At 62.8% G+C, this 21,142-nt stretch carries 16 protein-coding genes, 2 pseudogenes and 1 riboswitch; of the genes and pseudogenes, 16 read left to right on the plus strand and 2 right to left on the minus strand.

What is annotated here, in order from left to right:
- Positions 1-99 precede the first annotated feature (99 nt).
- From JS536_RS08465 to JS536_RS08540, 16 genes and pseudogenes are all read left to right on the plus strand, one after another.
- Positions 100-1,338: an argininosuccinate synthase gene (locus tag JS536_RS08465; protein WP_109057231.1), complete on the plus strand. Its 1,239-nt coding sequence runs from the start codon at positions 100-102 to the stop codon at positions 1,336-1,338.
- Positions 1,339-1,833: 495 nt separating this feature from the next.
- A pseudogene (locus JS536_RS08470) lies at positions 1,834-2,514 on the plus strand (ATP-binding protein); the annotation flags it as partial.
- A gap of 2 nt (positions 2,515-2,516) precedes the next feature.
- A pseudogene (locus JS536_RS08475) lies at positions 2,517-5,725 on the plus strand (HsdR family type I site-specific deoxyribonuclease).
- 65 nt (positions 5,726-5,790) lie between these two features.
- The gene (gene argH / locus JS536_RS08480) at positions 5,791-7,263 is read left to right on the plus strand and encodes an argininosuccinate lyase (protein WP_214356576.1); all 1,473 of its coding nucleotides are present in this window, start codon (positions 5,791-5,793) and stop codon (positions 7,261-7,263) included.
- A gap of 244 nt (positions 7,264-7,507) precedes the next feature.
- Positions 7,508-7,608: riboswitch (TPP riboswitch) on the plus strand.
- A 174-nt stretch (positions 7,609-7,782) separates the two neighbouring features.
- On the plus strand, positions 7,783-7,977 hold the full coding sequence (gene thiS / locus JS536_RS08485; RefSeq protein WP_214356577.1) for a sulfur carrier protein ThiS: 195 nt from the start codon (positions 7,783-7,785) through the stop codon (positions 7,975-7,977).
- 155 nt (positions 7,978-8,132) lie between these two features.
- Complete coding sequence (locus JS536_RS08490) at positions 8,133-8,999, plus strand: thiazole synthase (protein WP_109057221.1); 867 nt, start codon at positions 8,133-8,135, stop codon at positions 8,997-8,999.
- Between the two features lie 109 nt (positions 9,000-9,108).
- A complete protein-coding gene (thiF, locus tag JS536_RS08495; protein WP_214356578.1) occupies positions 9,109-9,918 on the plus strand; it encodes a thiazole biosynthesis adenylyltransferase ThiF in 810 nt (269 codons plus the stop codon).
- 96 nt (positions 9,919-10,014) lie between these two features.
- On the plus strand, positions 10,015-10,374 hold the full coding sequence (locus tag JS536_RS08500) for a rhodanese-like domain-containing protein (protein WP_214356579.1): 360 nt from the start codon (positions 10,015-10,017) through the stop codon (positions 10,372-10,374).
- 161 nt (positions 10,375-10,535) lie between these two features.
- The gene (locus JS536_RS08505; protein ID WP_214356580.1) at positions 10,536-11,081 is read left to right on the plus strand and encodes an HD domain-containing protein; all 546 of its coding nucleotides are present in this window, start codon (positions 10,536-10,538) and stop codon (positions 11,079-11,081) included.
- Positions 11,072-11,947 (plus strand): putative ABC transporter permease, encoded by an 876-nt coding sequence (locus JS536_RS08510; protein ID WP_214356581.1) that lies wholly within the window; start codon positions 11,072-11,074, stop codon positions 11,945-11,947. The genes JS536_RS08505 and JS536_RS08510 overlap by 10 nt, the downstream gene beginning before the upstream one ends.
- Positions 11,948-12,166: 219 nt before the next feature.
- Entirely contained in the window at positions 12,167-13,489 is a 1,323-nt protein-coding gene (tyrS, locus tag JS536_RS08515) for a tyrosine--tRNA ligase (RefSeq protein ID WP_214303697.1), read from the plus strand.
- Positions 13,490-13,641: 152 nt separating this feature from the next.
- The gene (locus JS536_RS08520; protein WP_214356582.1) at positions 13,642-15,501 is read left to right on the plus strand and encodes a hypothetical protein; all 1,860 of its coding nucleotides are present in this window, start codon (positions 13,642-13,644) and stop codon (positions 15,499-15,501) included.
- Positions 15,501-16,541, plus strand: coding sequence for an HAD-IIA family hydrolase (locus JS536_RS08525; protein ID WP_214356583.1), 1,041 nt, complete (start codon positions 15,501-15,503; stop codon positions 16,539-16,541). Before JS536_RS08520 ends, JS536_RS08525 begins: the two co-directional genes overlap by 1 nt.
- An 8-nt stretch (positions 16,542-16,549) precedes the next feature.
- Positions 16,550-16,756, plus strand: coding sequence for a hypothetical protein (locus tag JS536_RS08530; RefSeq protein ID WP_214356608.1), 207 nt, complete (start codon positions 16,550-16,552; stop codon positions 16,754-16,756).
- A 186-nt stretch (positions 16,757-16,942) separates the two neighbouring features.
- The gene (locus tag JS536_RS08535) at positions 16,943-17,713 is read left to right on the plus strand and encodes a TlyA family RNA methyltransferase (protein WP_214356584.1); all 771 of its coding nucleotides are present in this window, start codon (positions 16,943-16,945) and stop codon (positions 17,711-17,713) included.
- A gap of 297 nt (positions 17,714-18,010) precedes the next feature.
- A complete protein-coding gene (locus JS536_RS08540; RefSeq protein WP_214356585.1) occupies positions 18,011-18,640 on the plus strand; it encodes a hypothetical protein in 630 nt (209 codons plus the stop codon).
- Between the two features lie 38 nt (positions 18,641-18,678).
- Here JS536_RS08540 and JS536_RS08545 read toward each other — a convergent pair whose 3' ends face one another.
- The gene (locus JS536_RS08545; RefSeq protein ID WP_109057211.1) at positions 18,679-19,353 is read right to left on the minus strand and encodes a TrkA family potassium uptake protein; all 675 of its coding nucleotides are present in this window, start codon (positions 19,351-19,353) and stop codon (positions 18,679-18,681) included.
- 66 nt (positions 19,354-19,419) lie between these two features.
- A complete protein-coding gene (locus JS536_RS08550; RefSeq protein ID WP_214356586.1) occupies positions 19,420-20,886 on the minus strand; it encodes a potassium transporter TrkG in 1,467 nt (488 codons plus the stop codon).
- Positions 20,887-21,142 lie beyond the last annotated feature (256 nt).

Genomic DNA, 21,142 nt, shown 5'->3' on the forward strand with positions numbered 1-21,142 from the left:
GTTCGCTACGCTCCTTTGCTCAACACGCCCATGCATAAATATGCATAGGTCTGTATATACTTGCATCAGTTTGTTTTTGACTTATAGGAAAGGTGACCCATGGCAGATAACAAGCGCATTGTTCTGGCCTATTCCGGCGGTCTCGATACGTCCGTCGCCATCTCGTACCTGAAGGAGCGCACTGGCAAGGATGTCGTGGCCGTCTCCCTCGATGTCGGCCAGGGCGGCGAGAGCCTGGAGACCATCAAGCAGCGCGCCCTCGCCTGCGGCGCCGTCGAGTCCTACGTGGTCGACGCCCGCGACGAGTTCGCCAACGAGTACTGCATGAAGGCCCTCAAGGCCAACGCCATGTACGAAGGCGTCTACCCGCTGGTCTCCGCCATCTCCCGTCCGCTCATCTCCAAGCACCTCGTGCGCGCCGCCCACCAGTTCGGCGCCGACACCATCTCCCACGGCTGCACCGGCAAGGGCAACGACCAGGTGCGTTTCGAGGTGTCCATTGCCGCCATCGACCCGACCCTGAAGGCCATCAGCCCGATCCGTGATCTGGCCCTGACCCGCGACGTGGAAATCGCGTTCGCCAAGGAGCACAAGCTGCCGATCACCCAGACCGAGAAGTCCCCGTACTCCATCGACCAGAACGTGTGGGGCCGCGCCATCGAGACCGGCTTCCTGGAGGATCCGTGGAACGGCCCGACCAAGGACTGCTACTCCTACACCGACGATCCGGCCTTCCCGCCGGTCGAGGACGAGGTGGTCATCGAGTTCAAGCAGGGCATCCCGGTCAAGATCGACGGCCGTGACGTCACCCCGCTGCAGGCCATCGAGGAGATGAACCGCCGCGCCGGCGCCCAGGGCATCGGCCGCATCGACCTCATCGAGGATCGTCTGGTCGGCATCAAGTCCCGCGAGCTGTACGAGGCTCCGGGTGCCGTGGCCCTCATCACTGCCCACCAGGAGCTCGAGAACTGCTGCCTCGAGCGTGAGCAGCACCGCATCAAGCGCGACATCGACAAGCGCTGGGCCGAGCTGGTCTACGATGCGCAGTGGTTCTCCCCGGCCACCCAGTCCCTGAACGCCTTCATCGAGGACACCCAGAAGTACGTCTCCGGTGAGATTCGCATGGTCCTGCACGGCGGCCGTGCCGTGGTGACCGGCCGTCGCTCCGACACCTCGCTGTACGACTACAAGCTCGCCACCTACGATTCCGGCGACAGCTTCGACTCCAAGTCCTCCAACGGCTTCATCGACATCTACGGCCTGCCGACCCGCGTGGCCGCCGCCCGCGACGTCAAGTTCGGCAACGGCATCGAAGTGCCGACCAACACCGTGGAGTAGTTCCATAACCGCGTAACCCGAATAACCCGCTGAAGGAAGCGATGTCCCGCGCCAGTCCTTCAGGTTTCTCGATCGGCCCTCTCTGTGAACGCAGTGAGGGCCTATTTTTGTTGCCTGAGCTATATTTGATTGTGTTTGTCGTTCCTGTCGGATCGTGAGGTTCTGAGTTTTCTGAGTCTTGTGATTTGACGGCTAAGAAGCTTCCCCGCAGCCATGCCGACGGTCTCCAGAGGTGCGATGTGGTTATCTACTGCCCGATTGACCGCGCTCAGATCATTTCAGTGAAGCGGATTCTCCAGTTCATGCCCGAATAGCTGCGCTTACTGCGTTTAAGCGCAGCAAGGCAGGTACTTAGTGGCCATATGCCTCCGTTTACGGACTTTCATCGCAGTCAATTCGCTACTTTCTGCCCGAATAGCCTCGATAAACCATATCTCGGCATTACCATTCGGACATTTACCCACGTCTTCCGCCGCTGGGCCGTCATCCCACCCGCTTGATGGCATTTTCCGCGTGGATGATACGCCCATGCATAAAGCCGTGCGAGAAGCATTGGCAAATTGTCTATTCAATGCCGATTACTACGGTGTACGCGGCGTGGTGGTGCGTTGTGAGCCGGCGCGTCTTGTTTTTGAAAATCCGGGAGATATCCGAACGGGTGTTGAACAGATGCGATTGGGCGGTGTATCTGATCCGCGTAATGCCGGCATTATGAGAATGTTCAGTCTCATCGATGTGGGGGAGCGCGCCGGCACTGGTGTTCCCGATGTCTTTAACACATGGGCCAAGGCTGGATTGCCGGAACCACAGATCGAAGAGCACTTTGGTGATGCGGAGCGAACGATACTGACATTAATGCTTGAAAGGCGGCAAATATCGACCGTCCAAGCTGATACCGTTATTGTCAGTGACATTGACAATAAATCTGACAATATTGACAATAAATCTGACAATACAATCAGCGAAGCCGAAGGGTGGAATTTAGGGGATAGCGAGCGAGACGTGCTTCGCTATATCGTCACTCATCTGAATGCCACACAGGAGGAAATTGGCGCCGCCGTGGGGATGGGCCGTACGGCAGTGGCCAATCACACCTCCTCATTGCAAAAACGTGGATTGCTGAAACGTATTGGTTCCCGAAAAACCGGCCATTGGGAAGTTCTGGTGGGAGATTAACAATGATATTCGACGATGAATCGGTCTTTGAGGAGAACGTCATCACCGTGCTCAAACAGCATGGCTGGAAGGACGGCGTGCTCAAGTATCCAACCGAGCATGATTTGCTGGAAAACTGGAAAAGCATACTGTACCGCAACAATTGCGGTGTGGACCGGCTGGGCCAATACCCACTCACTGACGGTGAAATGACGCAGATCATCGAGCAAATCGAAGCGCAGCGCATGCCGCTGGCACTGAACTCATTCGTCAACGGACGCACGTCTCCATCACACGGGACAACCAGGAAGACAAGGCGCACTTCGGCAAGGAAGTCAGCCTGTATATCTACGACCGCCAGGAGATCGCCGGCGGCAAAAGCACCTATCAAATCGCGCAGCAACCGGTGTACGCGGCAAAAAACAGCATGGTGCATGCCCGCCGAGGCGATCTGGTGCTGCTGATCAATGGCATGCCGTTGATTCATATCGAATTGAAGAAGAGCGGCATACCGGTCAGTCAGGCCGCCAACCAAATCGAAAAGTATGCGCACGAAGGCGTATTCACCGGGCTGTTCCGGCTTGTGCAGGTCTTCGTGGCCATGAACCCGGATGATGCCGTGTACTTCGCCAACCCCGGTGTCGACAAGTTCAATCCGACCTACTATTTCCATTGGGCCGATTGGAACAACGAGCCCATCTGCGGCGGCAACCATCCCGGCAACGACGAGTGGAAAACCTTCTGCTCCAAACTGCTCTCCATACCAATGGCACATCAGCTTATCGGCTTCTACACCGTCGCCGATTCGGCCGATGGATGCCTCAAGGTGCTGCGCAGCTACCAGTACTATGCGGCCTCCGCCATTTCCGATGCCGTGCGCAAATGCGATTGGGAAGTCCGTCCATCCATTCCGGGCAGGCCGGGCGGTTACGTATGGTACACCACCGGCTCCGGCAAAACCATGACCAGTTTCAAGTCAGCCCAGCTTATCGCCGATTCCAAAGATACCGACAAAGTCGTGTTCCTTATGGACCGCATCGAACTCGGCACACAGTCGCTCAAGGAATACCAATCCTTCGCGGACAGCAAAGACGACGTGCAAGGCACCGAAAACACCGGCATATTGCGAGACAAGCTCGCCAGTACGAATCCCAAGGATACGCTGATCGTCACCTCCATTCAGAAGATGAGCAACATCAAACTCGGTGAATACGGCGTCACCCAAGCGGAACTGGATCGCTTTGCCGCCAAACGAATCGTATTCATCGTGGACGAATGCCATCGCTCCACGTTTGGCGACATGCTGCAGGATATTCGCCGCACCTTCCCGAACGCGCTGTTCTTCGGATTCACCGGCACACCGATTCTGGGCGAAAACAAGAAGAAGCATTCCACCACCGCAATGGTGTTCGGAGGATGCCTGCACCGCTACAGCATCGCCGATGGCATCCGCGACCATAACGTGCTCGGCTTCGACCCGTATATGGTCACCACATACAAGGATTCCGATGTGCGACTCGCAGTGGCATTGCAGCAAGCCAAAGCCTCGAGCGTGGAAGAGGCGCTCGGCGACCCCGTCAAAGCCAAGGTATACGAGCACTACATGGACAAGTCGCAGATCCCCATGGGCTCCGAGGTCGATGCTGATGGCAGCCGCGGCACCAGCATCGAGGGATTCCTTGGCCGGGAACAGTATGGCATCGGAACCGAGCATGAGACCATGGTGGTCAAGGACATACTCGAACAGTTCCCTGTGCTCAGCCATGGTAGGAAATTCCACGCGATGCTTGCCACCAGCTCCATACCGGAGGCCATCAGCTATTACCACCTGTTCAAGGAACAGGCGCCTGAGATGCGCGTAACCGCGCTGTTCGACCCCAACATCGACAACAATGCCGGCGCCACCATGAAAGGCGACGCGCTCGCCGAAATCATGACCGACTACAACGCAGCGTACGGCAAGCATTTCGGCATTGTGGACTGGCCGGCCATGAAGAAGGACATTTCTTCGAGGCTTTCGCATAAAGATCCTTATGTCGGCATCGATTCGAACCGGGAACAGCGTCTTGACTTGCTGATCGTGGTCGACCAGATGCTCACGGGCTTCGACTCCAAATGGGTGAACACGCTGTATCTGGATAAGGTCATCGAATACGAGAGCATTATTCAGGCGTTCAGTCGCACCAACCGACTGTTCGGACCGGACAAGCCGTTCGGCACTATTCGCTATTACCGCAAACCGCATACGATGCGCGAGAACATCAAGGCCGCGGTCAAACTGTATTCAGGGGACCGGCCGCTTGATCTGTTCGTACAGAAGCTGCCGGAGAATGTCCGGGCGATGGACGAACGCTTTGCGGAAATTCAAGAGGTGTTCAAATCATCCGGTGCGAGTGATTTGGCTCGACTGCCGGAGTCGGTGGAATCGAAGCGCAAGTTCGCCAAGGAATTCGTGGAACTGAACAAGGCGTTGGAAGCCGCCAAAGTACAGGGTTTCACTTGGGATCATCCGACGTTTGAGTGCGTCGATGACGATGGCGTGGCCACCACTGTGCAGCCATCGATCGATGAACGTTCCTACCTGATTCTTGCTCAGCGCTATAAGGAATTGTTCGACGATAACGATTCCGCCGATCAGGACAATGACAATACTGAAGCGCCATATGATTTGGAAGGCTATCTCACCGAGATTGACACTGGTCTGATCGATACCGATTACATGAATGCCAACTTCGTGAAATGGCTGAAGGCGCTGCAAGAGCAGAGCCCTGAGCTGCAGTCCGCATCCGAGGAACTGCATCGTTCCTTTGCCGCGCTTTCAGCGGACGAACAGCGTCTGGCCGAACTGTTCCTGCACGATGTGGAACGTGGCGATGTGACCGTGGAAGAGGGCATGTCGTTGCGAGAGTACATCACCCGGTATGCGCGACGAGAAAAAGACGAGCAAATCGACAAGCTCGTTGACGCGACCGGGGTCGATCGGTCTCTGGTGGAGGAGATGCTGGCGCTTAAACTTAGTGAAGCGAATATCAATGAATATGACAGGCTCGGTAAGCTGAAAGCCACCATTGACGAGGCGCGGGCGCAGCATTATCTTGAAGCGAAAGAGGGCATGCCCCTAAAGCGTTTCAAGGTGAACATGTTGGCTTCCAAGCTGCTGAAGGACTTTATCCTCAAAGGCGGCTACGACATCGACTCGGACGCGGCGGATGATGATGTAGCCGCGCGCTGATAGCCTTGCTTGCAGCTGATAATAGAGCTTTGCGGAGCTTCTTGGATTTTATTAAGGAGTGATTCATGCCTGAAAACAACGAACATCTGGCCCTGTGGGGCGGCCGCTTCACGTCCGGCCCGTCCGCCGAGCTGGCCCGCCTGTCCAAGTCCACCCAGTTCGATTGGCGTCTGGCCGACGACGACATCGCCGGCTCCCGCGCCCACGCCCGCGCGCTCGGCCGCGCCGGTCTCCTGACCGCCGACGAGCTGCAGCGTATGGAGGACGCGCTCGACACCCTGCAGCGTCACGTGGACGACGGCTCCTTCGCCCCGATTGAAGACGACGAGGACGAGGCCACCGCGCTCGAACGCGGCCTTATCGACATCGCCGGCGACGAGCTCGGCGGCAAGCTGCGTGCCGGCCGCTCCCGCAACGACCAGATCGCCTGCCTGATCCGTATTTGGCTGCGCCGTCACTCCCGCGTGATCGCCGGCCTGCTGCTCGACCTCGTCAACGCACTGATCGAACAGTCCGAGAAGGCCGGACGCACCGTGATGCCGGGCCGCACCCACATGCAGCACGCCCAGCCGGTGCTGCTGGCCCACCAGCTCATGGCCCACGCCTGGCCGCTCATCCGCGACGTGCAGCGCCTCATCGACTGGGACAAGCGCATCAACGCCTCCCCGTACGGCTCCGGCGCTCTGGCCGGCAACACCCTGGGTCTCGACCCGGAGGCCGTGGCCCGCGAGCTCGGCTTCTCCCGCGTGACCGACAACTCCATCGATGGCACCGCAGCCCGCGACCTCGTGGCCGAGTTCGCGTTCGTGGCCGCCATGACCGGCGTGGACATCTCCCGCCTCTCGGAGGAGATCATCATCTGGAACACGCAGGAGTTCGCGTTCGTCAAGCTGGACGACGCCTACTCCACCGGCTCCTCGATCATGCCGCAGAAGAAGAACCCGGACATCGCCGAGCTGGCCCGCGGCAAGTCCGGCCGTCTCATCGGCGACCTGACCGGCCTGCTAGCCACCCTCAAGGGCCTGCCCACCGCCTACGCCCGTGACCTGCAGGAGGACAAGGAGGCCGTGTTCGACCAGGTCGACACGCTCGAGGTGCTGCTGCCCGCCTTTACCGGCATGGTCCGTACGATGCACTTCGACGCCGACCGTCTTGAGGCCGAGGCGCCGACCGGCTTCGCGCTCGCCACCGACATCGCCGAGTGGCTGGTCAAGAACGGCGTGCCGTTCCGCCATGCCCACGAGCTTTCCGGCGCATGCGTCAAGATCGCCGAGGGCCGCGGCCAGGAGCTGTGGGACCTGACCGACCAGGACTTCATCGACACCTTCGCCGCGTTCCTGCCGGCCGACGTGGCCCCGGGCGTGCGCGAGGTGCTTTCCAGCCATGGCTCGGTCGACTCCCGCAACGGCAAGGGCGGCACCGCCTACGGCCGCGTGCGTGAGCAGATCGCCGACGCCAAGGCCCAGGTCGAGGAGCTCAAGCTCTTCCCGGCCTCCACCTCGGACGGCTCCGCCTACAAGGCCCCCGGCACGTTCTGATGCCATGCTTCGAAAATAACGATCACTGAGCGTGCGTCAGTGATCGTTATTTTCGAAATGAGGCTTGATTTCGTGAAAAGCGATCACTGACAGGCGCTCAGTGATCGCTTTTCATGAAATATGGGCTTATTTCGAAAAGTGACGCGATAGGTGGGGCGACAAGGTAATGGAACGTCATCCCGAAATGGCAGCTCGTCGATTCGGCATTGTCGAGCGTTGTCATACATCGCACCTACACTGGGGTACCGTAACGAACGGGAGCCGCAAGGCTGAGAGGAAGCGAAGCTTCGACCGGGGAACTTGACGCGGGTCATGCCGCCGTAAGGAATCGTTGTCCGAAGATTTGTCGGGTTCTCCACCGCAGTTCGTACGCATAATTCAGCCGTGTGCGGCTTGCGTGGTGTAGCCAATGCGCCATCGGGTCATGCACGGTCGCATGACTGGGTTCATGAATGGGCGCACCACTTAAGGTACGGTTCGTTTCGTGCGCCCTTTTTTAGTATTCGGAAGGGAGCTCAAATGCAGGTCAACGGAGAGCAGGTCACGCTCGAGGCGCCGGTCAGCGTCGCCGACTACCTCAAAGCGCACGGATTCCGCGCCGAGCGTGTGGCCATCGAACTCAACGGCGAGATCATCCCGCGTGAGAAGCGCGCCGAGGCCATGCTGGACGACCAGTGCGTGATGGAGATCGTGCAGTTCGTCCAGGGCGGCTGAGCGACCGTACAACATATGGCTCCCCCTCTCTGAGGGGAGCTGGCCGCGAAGCGGACTGAGGGGAGTCCGAAAGCAGCCATTCGGTTGTATTGCTCCCCTCAGTCACTTCGTGACAGCTCCCCTCAGAGAGGGGCGGATATGAAAGGAAAACAACCATGAACATCAATCCGGTTACCGAAGCATCCGTCGAGGCGACGCCGTTGCCGCCGCAACCCGCCGTCGTCAACCCCGTGGGCACCGCCGCCCCCATGCTGCCGGTGGAGGACAAGCCGCTCAACCTCGGCGGCCACGAATTCCAGTCGCGCTTCATCCTGGGTTCCGGCCGCTACGACCTGAACCTCATCAAGGCCACGGTCGAGCATGCCGGCACGCAGATCGTCACGATGGCGCTGCGCCGCGCCCAGACCACCGAGAACAGCGTGCTCGACTACATCCCCGAGGGCATCACGCTGCTGCCGAACACGTCCGGCGCGCGCAACGCCGAGGAGGCCGTGCGTATCGCCCGACTGGCCCGCGAGGTGTGCCACACCGACTTCGTCAAGGTGGAGATTGAGCACGAGACCAAGTACCTCCTGCCGGACAACGCCGAAACCATCCGCGCCACCGAGATGCTGGCCAAGGAAGGCTTCGTGGTCATGCCCTACATGTTCCCGGACCCGATCGCGGCCCGCCAGCTCGAGGAGGCCGGCGCCGCAGCCGTCATGCCGCTCGGCTCGCTCATCGGCTCCAACATGGGCCTGAGGATGCGCGATTTCATCGAGATCATCATCGCCAACGCGCACGTGCCGGTGATCATCGACGCCGGCATCGGCCGCCCGAGCCAGGCATGCGACGCCATGGAGATGGGCGCGGACGCCGTCATGGCCTACACCGCCGTGGCCTCCGCCGGCAACATCCCGCTCATGGCCGAGGCGTTCAAGAACGCCATTAACGCCGGTCGCGCGGCCTACCTGTCCGGCCTCGGCAAGGTGACCGAGGGCCAGGCGGTGCCATCCAGCCCGACCACCGGATACCTGCACTGACGAAACCGCCGCCGCAGTTGGCTGAGGGGAGTGGTGAGGCCTATTCGGCCGGGACTCCTCTCAGCCACCTGTGGTGAGCTCCCTTCCAAGAGGGTTAAGGAGAAGCAACATGGCATTCACGGACGAACAGCTTGAACGGTACGCGCGCCACCTCATCCTCAAGGGTGTCGGCGTCAAAGGGCAGAAGCGGCTGCTGGCCTCCAGCGTGCTCATCATCGGCGCGGGCGGCCTCGGCTCGCCGGCGGCGCTGTATCTTGCGGCGGCCGGCGTGGGCCGCATCGGCCTGGTGGACGGCGACGTGGTGGACCTGAGCAACCTGCAACGCCAGATCATCCACACCACGGCCCGCGTGGGGGAGCCCAAGGTGGAGTCGGCCGCGGAGGCCATCCGCGAGCTCAACCCGGACGTCACCGTGGAGACCCATCACGAACTGGTGAGCGTCGGCAACATCGCCGAACTTATCGCCCCATATGATCTGGTGCTGGATGCCACGGACAACTTCGCCGCGAAGTTCCTCATCAACGACGCCTGCGTGCTGGCCGGCAAGCCGTTCATCCACGCTGGCGTGGTGGGCTTTGCGGGCCAGGTTATGGACGTGGTGCCAGGCGCGGGCCCCTGCTACCGCTGCATCTTCCGCGACATGCCGGCCGCCGGCGAGATCCCGACCTGCAAGGAGGCCGGTGTGCTCGGCGCGGTGGTGGGCGTGATCGGCAGCCTGCAGGCCACCGAAGCGGCCAAGCTCATCGTGGGAGTAGGGGAGCCGCTGGTGGGCCGCATGCTCACCGTGGACGCGCTGACCATGAACATCCGCCGTGTACCGCTGCCGAAGCATGTGCCGGACTGCCCGGTATGCGGCGATAACCCGACCATCACTGCCCTCGACCCGGCCAACTACGTGCAGCCGGCCTGCGCGATCTGATTCGGGCCCGCCGCAGTCGGCGAACCATGCCATGCGTCCGTTGCGTTGGGTGAGCCCAGCCAACGGATGCCCAGGAGACCATGAAGGGGATTGATTATGACCATTGCCGTGCGCATCGGTAAGGATGCGGAGGAGACCGACGAGCCGTCGTTCGGGCGCATCACGCCGGAGGAGTTCGCCGCGCTGGATCCCGACACGGTCACGTTGCTCGACCTGCGCGAGCCGGCCGACGTGGCCGCGCATCCGGTAGAAGGCGCCATCAACGCGCCGCTCGACCCGCTGGCCCACGTACTGAGGACCGTGCCGAAGGACCGGAAGGTCGTGGTCTACTGCGCCGAAGGCTGGTGGAGCGAGGAAGTGGCGGAGATCCTCGCCGACCGCGGCTACGAGGTGGCCAGCCTGATCGGCGGATTCCGCGCCTACCAGCAGTACCTCGACGGGCAGGCCGCTCGGTAGCAACAACCTTGGCTCCCTTCTCTGAGGGGAGCTGTCCGCGAAGCGGACTGAGGGGAGCCAAGATAAGACCAATCATCCCCGCGGATGAGGCCGGGCGTTCGGCGTGCGTCCTACAATCGGCACCGTAGAAACAGACAGTCGATTGTGAGGAGTCCGGAACCGTGGGACGTCTGCTCACCCGTACGCAGATCCAACGACTCGTGGCCAAGCACGGCCGCGACGTCATCGAACATGACCACATGCAGATCGAACGCTGCTGCTACCAGCACGGCAACGTGACCACCTTCGCTCATTCCGTGCGCGTGGCGTGCCTGGCCGTCTGGCTGGCCGACCGCGCCCACCTGTGGCATCGCGTGGACCTGCGTTCGCTCATCCGCGCCGCCCTCCTGCACGACTACTTCCTGTACGACTGGCACGATTGGGACAACGGCGAGCACCGCTGGCACGGCTTCACGCACGGCCATGCCGCCCTGCGCAACGCCCTGAGGGACTTCACCCTCAATGACATCGAACGCGACAGCATCGAAAAGCACATGTTCCCGATGACCCCGGTGCCGCCGGCCTACATCGAAGGCTACCTGGTCACCCTCGCGGACAAGATCTCCGCCACCCGCGAGACGTTCTCCCGCGGCCGCTTCCACAAGAAGGCCCTGCCCGCTCGCGCGCCGCTGCCCGAAATCGGAGCCGGAGCCCGCCGATGCCGCTGATCGTCGAGTACCTGTTCCTCTGGTTCATCTTCTACAGCTTCGCCGGCTGGGTCTATGAGTCGATTCTCGTCTCCTGTCAGGAGCGCCGTTGGGTGAACCGCGGCTTCCTCAACGGCCCGCTGTGCCCGATCTACGGCACCGGCGCGGTGACCGGCGTGGTGGTGTTCGGCGATATGCGCGATCCGCTGGTCATCTTCCTCATTTCGATGATCGGCGCTTCGATCCTCGAATACGTCACCTCCTGGGCCATGGAGCAGCTGTTCCACGCCCGCTGGTGGGACTACTCCCACTTCCGTTTCAACATCCAGGGCCGCGTGTGCCTGCTCGGCGCCGTGGTTTTCGGCATCGGCGGCGTGGTGATCGTGGACGTGGTGCAACCGCAGGTGGAACGAGTGACGGCCTTGATTCCGCTGCAGATGGTCCATGTGCTGTTCGCCGTGCTGGTGGTGCTTACCGCCATTGACACCGTGATCACCGTGTGCGGCATCGTGAACTTCGAGCAGAGCCTCGAGCAGTTCAAGGTGGCCATGGCCAAGGCGGCCCAATACGGCGACGCCATGCGCGAGAAGGTGGGCGATGCCGTCTCCGGCGCGGCGAGCATGGCCTCCGGCGTGATGGACGGCGCCTCCGAACGATTCGGCGGCATGCCCGGCAAGGTGGGGGAGAAGGTCGGCGAGTCGTGGCAGAACGGCAAGGAGATGTCCGCCGAATTCATGCTGCGCGTGCGTGACGTGGCCGACTCCATGTTCAACCGCCAGCAGCGCCGTATGATCGCCTCGTTCCCGCGCCTGAAGACCAACCGCAACAACGAGACGCTGCAGGAGCTGCGCGAGACGATGGAGAAGCTGCACCGCGGCGGCAGGTGACGGCAATCAAGCCCGAAACCGTGCGTCATGCCCGGCCGAGTCCGCGGTCGGGCATGAGCGGCTCTGCGGCGGGCCCACGGCGAGGGGCGATCGGCGCCCTGCCCCGCCCGGCAACCCGCGGCCCGTCCACTGTCGGTGTGTTCTGCGAGACTTGGAGACGCTTGAAAACCGAGTAAAGCACGTCCAAATCACACAATTCGATAGGGAGAGCGACCAGTTATGGCTCACGTCATCGACTTCAAAGAGGCAGGATTCGACACCCTGCTCGATGAACTGGAATGGCGCGGGTTGATCTCGCAGTCCACGGACCGCGATCGACTCGCACACGCATTGAACGGCGAGCCGATCACCTATTATTGCGGTTTCGATCCTACCGCCGCCTCCCTGCACATCGGCAACCTGGTGCAGCTCATCAACATGCGCCACCTGCAGTTGGCGGGCCATCACCCGATCGCCCTCGTGGGCGGCGCCACCGGTCTGATCGGCGATCCGCGCCAGTCCGGCGAACGCACCCTGAACCCGAAGGACGTGGTGGCCGGATGGGCCGAGCGTCTCAAGAACCAGATCGGCGGCATTCTGGAGACCGAAGGCGCCAATCCGGTGCGCTTCGTGTCCAACTACGATTGGACCGCCTCCATGTCCGTCATCGACTTCCTGCGCGATGTCGGCAAGAACTTCCGCCTGGGCACCATGCTCGCCAAGGACACCGTGGCCCGCCGCCTCAACTCCGAGGAAGGCATCTCCTTCACCGAGTTCAGCTACCAGGTGCTCCAGGGCAACGACTTCCTGCACCTGTTCGACGAATACCACTGCACGCTGGAGCTCGGCGGCTCCGACCAGTGGGGCAACCTGACCTCCGGCCTCGACCTCATCCACAAGGTGCGCGGCGTGGACGTCAACGTGTTCACCAGCCCGATCATCACGGACGCGCAGGGCAAGAAGTTCGGCAAGTCCGAGGGCAACGCCGTCTGGCTCGACGCCACCATGCTCTCGCCGTACAAGTTCTACCAGTTCTGGATCAACCGCCCGGACGTGGAGATGGAGAGCCTGCTCAAGGCCTTCACCTTCCTCCCCAAGGCGGAGATCGAACGTCTCGTGGAGGAGTCCAAGACCAATCCCGGCGCCCGCGAGGCGCAGAAGACGCTGGCATGGGAGGTCACCAGCTTCGTGCATGGCGAGGCCGCCACCCAGGCCGCCATCGACGCCTCCTCCGCGCTGTTCGGCCGCGGTGGCAATCTTGAGGACATCGACGAGGACACGCTCGAATCCGTGCTGGACGGCTTCAAGGTGGCCGACGAGAACGGCGAGCATGTGTTCCCCACCGCCAAGCCGGGCGATCGCGTGATCGACGCCGCCCAGGCCGCCGGCCTGTTCAAGTCCGGCTCCGAGGCACGCCGCGCCATCAAGTCCGGCGGCGTGTACCTCAACAACAACCGTGTGGAGGATGACGAGCAGACGCTGGCCGAGGGCGACTTCCTCGCCGGTCGTTTCGCCCTCATCCGCCGCGGCAAGAAGGCGCTCGGCGCCGTGGAAAACCGTTAAACCAAAATCGGCGTGACTTTCGTTCTCGGCTCCCCTGACAGGGGAGCCGTCGGGGAAGCCGACCGAGGGGTAGCCGGACCGGATTCATGTCGGTCTGGTCTGGCGGGATCAATCGTTAATCATTTCAGCAGTAAGCAGTAAAGGAATCGTAGATGGCAGAAGGTAACGAGCATTCCGGCAAGTCCTACGGCGGCCGCAAGTCCTATGGCGACCGTCGCCCCGGCAACCGCGGCGGCAAGGGCTTCAAGCCGCGCGGCAAGGGCGGCTTCCGCCGTGACGGCGAGGGCTTCCGTCCGCGTCGCCACGAGGACGGCGACGGTTTCAAGCCGCGTCGTCACGACGGTGACGGCGAGGGCTACAAGCCGCGCCGCGAAGGCGATGGCGAGGGCCGTTCCGGCGGTTTCCGCAAGTCCTACGGCAAGTCCGGCGGCTTCCACAAGGGCGGCTACCGCGGCAACGGTCCGCGCCGTGACGGCGACGGCTTCCGTCCGCGTCGTGACGATGGCGAGGGCTTCAAGCCGCGTCGCCGCGAGGACGGCGAAGGCTACCAGCGTCGTGACGGCGAGGGCGAGTCCGGCCGTTCCGGTGGCTTCCATAAGTCCTACGGCAACAAGTCGTACGGCAAGTCCGGTGGTTTCCGTAAAGGCGGCTACCGCGGCAACGACCGTCGTGATGGCGAGGGCTTCCGTCCGCGCCGCCATGAAGGCGATGGCGACGGTTTCAAGCCGCGTCGTCATGAGGAAGGCGAAGGCTTCAAGCCGCGCCGCGAGCACGGCGAGAACCCGCGCTACCAGCGCCGCGATGACGATCGCCGCAACGATCGCCGCGACAACCGCAACGATGGCGAACGCCGCGAGTTCACCCCGCAGGAGAAGCGCGAATACCGTGAGCAGAAGCGTTCCGAATACATGAGGAAGCCGCGCCGCAACTCCGACGGCACCATGAGCTTCCCCTCGCAGAACCCGTACACCGACCGTCGCCCGGACGAGCCGAAGATGCCCAAGGGTATGGAGTGGCGCATGCTCTCCAGCGACGAGCGCGAGCGTCTGCGCGGCCTGTCCAAGGAGCACGCCGAGAACATCGGCCTGCACATCCTGGCCGCCTACGCGCTGGAGGAGAGCGATCCGGCCGCCGCGCTGGAGCACGCCAAGTGGGTGGCCCGCCAGGCCTCCCGTATCGACTTCGCCCGTGAGACACTGGCCTTCGTGGCCTACCGTCAGGGCGAGTACAAGCTGGCCCTGCGCGAATTCCGCACCGCCTACCGCATGAACGGCTTCCCGGACTACCTGCCGTTCATCGCCGACTGCGAGCGTGGCGTGGGCAACCCGGACAAGGCCGTGGAGTTGGCGCTTTCCGACGAGGGCAAGAGCCTGGTCGGCGCCGCCAAGGTCGAGATGTTCCTGGTGTACGCCGGTGCGCTGGGCGATCTGCAGCTGTGGGACAAGGCCATCAATGTGGCGCACACCGTGGGCCGCTCCCAGGGTCTGCCGGGCGAGTACCGCATGCGTGCGGTGCAGGCCGAGCAGTACTTCCTGGAGCAGGCCGGCCGTGATGAGGAAGCCGCCGCGCTCGACGGCCTGCTGGACCGTCTTGAGGACCAGTTCGCCGAGGAGGACATCGACGAGGACAGCGACGACGTGGTGATCGACCACGATCTGGCCGGCCTCACCGATGATTCCGAAGTGTTGGAGAAGCTGGGCATCGACCCGTCCGAGGCCGAGTATGCGCCTGAGCTGGAGCCGGAGAGCTCCGATGAGGATGGCGAGAATGAAGCCGGCGAGTCCGAGGATTCCGGTGCTGAGGACGATTCCGATGACGCTGAGTCCGATGAGGAACCGGCCGAAGAGACCGAAACCGCCGAGGACGAACCGGCCGAGGAGACCGTTGAGGCTGAGACCGAGTCCGAGGAGTCCTCTGAGACCGAGCCGGCCGAGGAACAGTCTGACGAATCCTCCGAAGAGTCCACCGAGATCGCCCAAGACGCCGAGCAGTCCGAGGAGACCGCGGAGTAATGACCCGTTTCCTCAAAGGAACCGATCGCACCCTGGCCGAGGCCTACCAGCTGGCGCTACTGGACCTTGACGGCGTGGTCTACCGTGGCAAGAACCCGGTGGAGCACGCCGCCGACTCCATCCGCGCCGCCGAGCGGGCCGGCATGACCATCGAATACACCACGAACAACTCCTCGCGCTTCCAGCACGTGGTGGCCGACCAGCTCAAGGGATTCGGCCTCGACGTGGAACCGTGGCAGGTGATCACCTCCTCCGTGGTGGCCGCCCGCATGGTGGCCAAGGCCGTGCCGGCCGGGGCCAAGGTGCAGGTGCTGGGCGCCGAACACCTCCGTGAGGAGGTCTCGCGCAACGGCCTGACCATCGTGGAGGGCCCCGAGGATCATCCCCAGGCCGTCATCCAAGGCTGGTACCCGGAGATGACCTGGCAGATGATGGCCAACGTGGCCTTCGCCGTGGAGGCCGGTGCTGAATACTTCGTGACCAACCGCGATCTCACCATCCCTCGCGAGCTGGGCATCGCCCCCGGCTGCGGTTCGATGATCCGCGCCGTGATCGCCGCCACCGGCGTGGAGCCGGTGGCCTCCGCGGGCAAGCCCGAATCGTACATGTACGACGAGGCCCGTGAGCTCAACGCCGCCGAAGGCCATGACCTGGTGCCCAAGGAGGCGTCCATCGCCATCGGCGACCGTCTGGACACGGACATCGAGGCCGGCAACCGCGGCGGATACGACTCGCTGGCCGTGCTGACCGGCGTGACCAATCCGACCGAGCTCATGCTCGCCCCCGTGCATCTGCGCCCCACATACGTGGCACGTGACCTGCGCGAACTGGGATGCGTACAGCCCGAGCCGGTGCGCGCCGAGGACGGCACCTGGAAGTGCCGCGACGCCTGCGCATGGTTCGAAAACGGCAGTGTGCACGTCAGCGACGCCACGAGCATCGACGGCCTTCGTGCGGCCATCTGCGCCGCCTGGGAGGCTGCCGACAAGGGTGCCAAGCTGGACGAGACCACGGTGCCGACCTTCGAACTGAAGGACTGAAAGCGATTATGGCCGAGGCCATGCAATCGTATGGGGATACGGCTTCGGAAACGCCTGCGGGTGCTTCCGAAGCCGGCACCCCGGCGACTCGGATTCCGATCGAAGAGCGGTACCTCGAACTCGCCGGCATCGAGGACAAGCCCATCGACGAACAGCTCGAAACCTATCAGGCCGTCCTCAGGTCCCTCCAGCAGCGTCTCGACGAATCGCGATGATGCCGGGCCGGTAGCATAAGCTCCGCAGGTCTTTATTGGCTCCCCTCTCTGAGGGGAGCTGCCGAACGAAGTGAGGCTGAGGGGAGTTAATCCGGTAAACGGGTCTCCCCTCAGTCCGCTCCGCGGCCAGCTCCCTCAGAGAGGGGAGCCAATCACACATCAACACACCAACCGAGAGAAAGCCATATGACCGAGCAGAATCTTGATCCGTCCACGCCGCTGGACCGTCTCGACATGATGCTGGTGGCGTCCGGGCTGGTGGAATCACGGGCCAAGGCGCAGCGGCTCATCAAGGCCGGCCATGTGCGCGTGGACGGCGAGACCATCACCAAACCCTCCTTCATGGTCAAGGCCGGCCATAGCGAGCTCGCCGTGGACAAGGGCGACGACTACGTCTCCCGCGGCGCCTACAAGCTGCTGGGCGCCTTCTCCGCCTTCGCCGATAACGGCCTGACCGGCCCCGAAGGCCTGGAATGCCTCGACATCGGCGCCTCCACCGGCGGCTTCACCGACGTGCTGCTGCGCGGGGGAGCGGCCAAGGTCATCGCCCTCGACGTGGGTCACGGACAGCTTGACCCGCGCATCGCCAGTGACGGCCGCGTCATCGAGATGAGCGGCGTGAACATCCGCGAGGTCGAGGCCGACGATCTGCCGTTCCGACCTCAGATGATCGTGTCGGACGTCTCCTTCATCTCCCTGACCTACGTGATTCCGGTGATCGCACGCATCGTGGCACCGGGGGCGCAGATCGTGCTGCTGGTCAAACCGCAGTTCGAAGTGGGGCGTGAAGGCCTCGGCAAGAACGGCATCGTGGAGGACGAGACGTTGCGCCGTCAGGCGTTGGACACTGTGGTCGCCTGCGCCGAACGCTGCGGACTCACGGTGGTCGCCACCGCCGACAGCCCCATCACCGGAACTCACGGCAACGCGGAATACCTGCTGTACGCGCGCGCATAGGGTATGCGCATCCATGCGCGGCGCCCGTTGAAAATACCCTGCGCGGCACGGCGGCATATCGTTGCACAGTGACGTGCAACCGCAGCCCATCTTCCTGCAAACAGCACCGTATCGCATGCAATAATGCATACGATCTCATCGGCTTTTTGCCTTTCATGCGTTTACATACACAGAGCTCTCTACCGGTAGCGTCGAGAACGTATGCATGATGAGTTGTGCATACGAAACGAGAGAGAAGAGCACACCATGAACGGCGAGTCAACGGGAATGATATACGTGATGCCGGGAGACCACGATGTGATAGACGTCACCGCACGGACAAGGTTCGCCAGAGGCGTCCGTTTCCGATGTACCACGGTCAGGGCGCTGCTGGAGGCCGAATCGCTCGACGGCGAGATCCTGGAATTGGAAGGCGGCAAGGTGCGGTGCAGGGGAGTCGCCCGCATACGGTGCCTCACCGGACGCGGCATCATCGAAATCTCCGGCGACCTGTTCTGTGACGCCATCGGCATGACCGGCGAACTGCGCTGTTCCGGCAACGTCCATTGCAGCGGCGACATCCTCGTGAACGGCAAACTGCTGAGCCGGCAGCACGTCAGCGGCGGCAACATCACGCTCAAAGGCATGCTGACCACCGGAACCGTCAGCGGCAACGCGCTGGTCATCCGTCCGCTGCACAGCGCCATGTTCTCCCGGTTCGGCATGACCCAGTACGAGGGCCGGTCGGAAGCGGATCAGGTGACCGTGGTCGATCTGGACGCCGGAAACCTGCAATGCAGACTGCTCAAGGCGAATACGGCCATCCTGCGCGACGGCACGATGGTGGAGCACGCGGTCTGTGACACCTCGCTGAGTTTGGACACCAGCTCGGCCGTGGTCATGCTCAGCGGCAAATGCCATCGTGCGAAGCATCTGAGATCCGCGTGATGGCATCCGTGCAAAACGCGCGCTCGTCCCTGAACGAATCAGCCCTGGATGAAGTGGTCGATCTGATCCTGCTTGCCCATGATGATGAGCTCGTCGTTGCGGTGCATGACCAGTTCCCTGGAACCGTACTGGAATTCCTTGCCGGGGGCCTTGATGCCCACCACGGTCACGCCGTACTTGTCGTGGACCTGCACGTTCTCGATGGTGCGGCCCACCGCGTACAACGGCGTATGGATCTTGACCACGGTATACGGGCCGTCGATCTCGATGTAGTCGAGGTAGTTGCCGGCCACGAGATGACCCACGCGCTTGCCGGCGTCCGTTTCGGCGTTGATGATGTGGCGCGCGCCGATGCGCTGCAGGATGCGCGCGTGCTCCTGGGAGACGGACTTGGCCCACAGATCCGAGATGCCGGCGTCCAGCAGGTTGCCGGTGATGATCACGGACGCCTCGATGCTGTCGCCGATGGCCACCACGGCCGTGTCGAACTGGGAGGCGTCGATCTGCTCGATGGCCATCACGTCGGTCATATCCGCCTGGATCGTGGGCAGGTGCGCGGACCAGCGGGCCACGATCTCCGGGTTCTTGTCCACGGCGAGCACGTCCTGGCCCATCTGGTCGAGGGTGGAGGCCACGGAGCCGCCGAAACGGCCCAGGCCGATGACCAGCACGCTCTTGTTGCTGCTCTTGGTGTCACGAGGCTTGACTGCCATGCGAATAACCTCCTCAAACGAATGCTTGCCGAACATATGCATCGAACCAAAGAACCGGGCCGGCTGTCAGCCGACGATGATGTTTTCCTGCGGGTAGCGGATGGGCTCGGGCGCCATCGGCCTGCTGATGGCGTAGGCGATGGTGAGCGGGCCCAGACGGCCCACGATCATCTCGCCGGCGAGGATGAACATGGACGCGGCGTTGCCGGCGCTGGCCACACCCACGGAGTAGCCGCCCAGCGAGAACGCCGAACAGGCCTCGAACACGGCGTCCACGAACGCGCAGCCGGTCACGAACATCAGGGCGACCGCACCCACCATCACCAGCGCGAAGCATGCGGTGCACACGGAGACGGACGTCATCTGGATGCGGCGGGGGATGCGGCGGTGGAACGCGGTCACGTCGCGGTGGCCGGTGAAGGACGCGCCGCAGATGAGGATGATCACCGCGAACGTGGTCACGCGGATGCCGCCCGCCGTGGAGGACGATCCGGCGCCGATGAACATGAGCACGCTCATGAACACCTTGGTCTCGTTGGTCACCTCGGGCACCCAGGAGATGTCGAATCCGGCCGAACGCGGCATCACGGCGGCCGAAAGCGCGCGCCTGAGCTTCATGCCCGGATCGTCGGCCGGGAACAGGCCGGTGTTGCCCCATTCGACCAGCAGGAACCAGGCGAGCGAGGCGATCACCAGCAGACCGGTGGTCACCAGCGTGAGCTTGGTGTGCAGCGTCCAGCGCTTCGGGCTCTGGCGTTTGCGCGCGCACTGGACCAGGTTGAGCACCACGGGGAAGCCGAGCGTGCCCACGAAGGCGCTGATGAGGATCGGCAGGCCCACGCCCCAACGGTTGATGTGCAGGCCGGTGGCGTCGGGCGTGAAGCCGGTGTTGTTGTAGGCGGAGACGGCGTAGAACAGCGCCTGCCACAGGGTGCGGCCGAGCTGGCCGTGGTTCACGCGGAACAGTTCCGGCAGCAGCAGCGCGAAGGTCAGTCCCTCGGCGATCACGAAGGTGCCGAACACCACGGTGAGTACGCTTTTGATCTCAGAAAGCTTGGTGGTGCCGAGCTCGCTGGCGGTGAGCATGCGCTGGGAGACCTTGAGACGGCGGGAGACGCCGAGCGCCACCATCGAGGCGAAGGTCATGACGCCGAGGCCGCCGAACTGGATGGAGAACAGGATGACGACCTGCCCGAACGTGGACCAGTACTCGGCCGTGTTCACCACCGGGATGCCGCACGTGGACAACGCCGAGACCGCGGTGAAGAAGGCCACGGGGAAGTTGGTGAACACCCAGTCATGCGTGGAGAACGGCAGCAGCAGCAGGGCCGTGACCAGCACGATGAGCACCACGAAATACAGGATGGAAAGACGGCCTGGGTGGCTGAGCAGCCGGTCGGTCAGGCCGATGCGGCGGATACGACGGGAGGTCCGCTCCTCATGGGTGCGGTTGGGGTCGTCGGACGAATACCACCATGACAGCCCCTTCGAGGCCTCCTCATTGAGGGAGGATTCGTCGAAGTCGTCGGACATGGTTCCTGCGCTTCCTCAGCTCTTCTGTTTGGTGTTCTTCTTGCTCTCCGGCATGCCGTGCGCGACGCCGTTCGCTGCGGATGACGCTTCGCGGGCAGGTGCCGGTACGCATCGCCGTACGCCTGCCATTGTATGCCGGCAAACCAGAATAATCGACTCCGTGGAACTTGCCGCCCGTCCGGTCCGCCGATCGGATGCGCCGGATTCGGACGAATCGGGAAGAAGGTCCGGTCCGATGGCGGCAACGCCGGTTAGG

Source organism: Bifidobacterium sp. SO4 (genome assembly GCF_018555355.1).
Classification (GTDB): Bacteria; Actinomycetota; Actinomycetes; order Actinomycetales; family Bifidobacteriaceae; genus Bifidobacterium; species Bifidobacterium miconisargentati.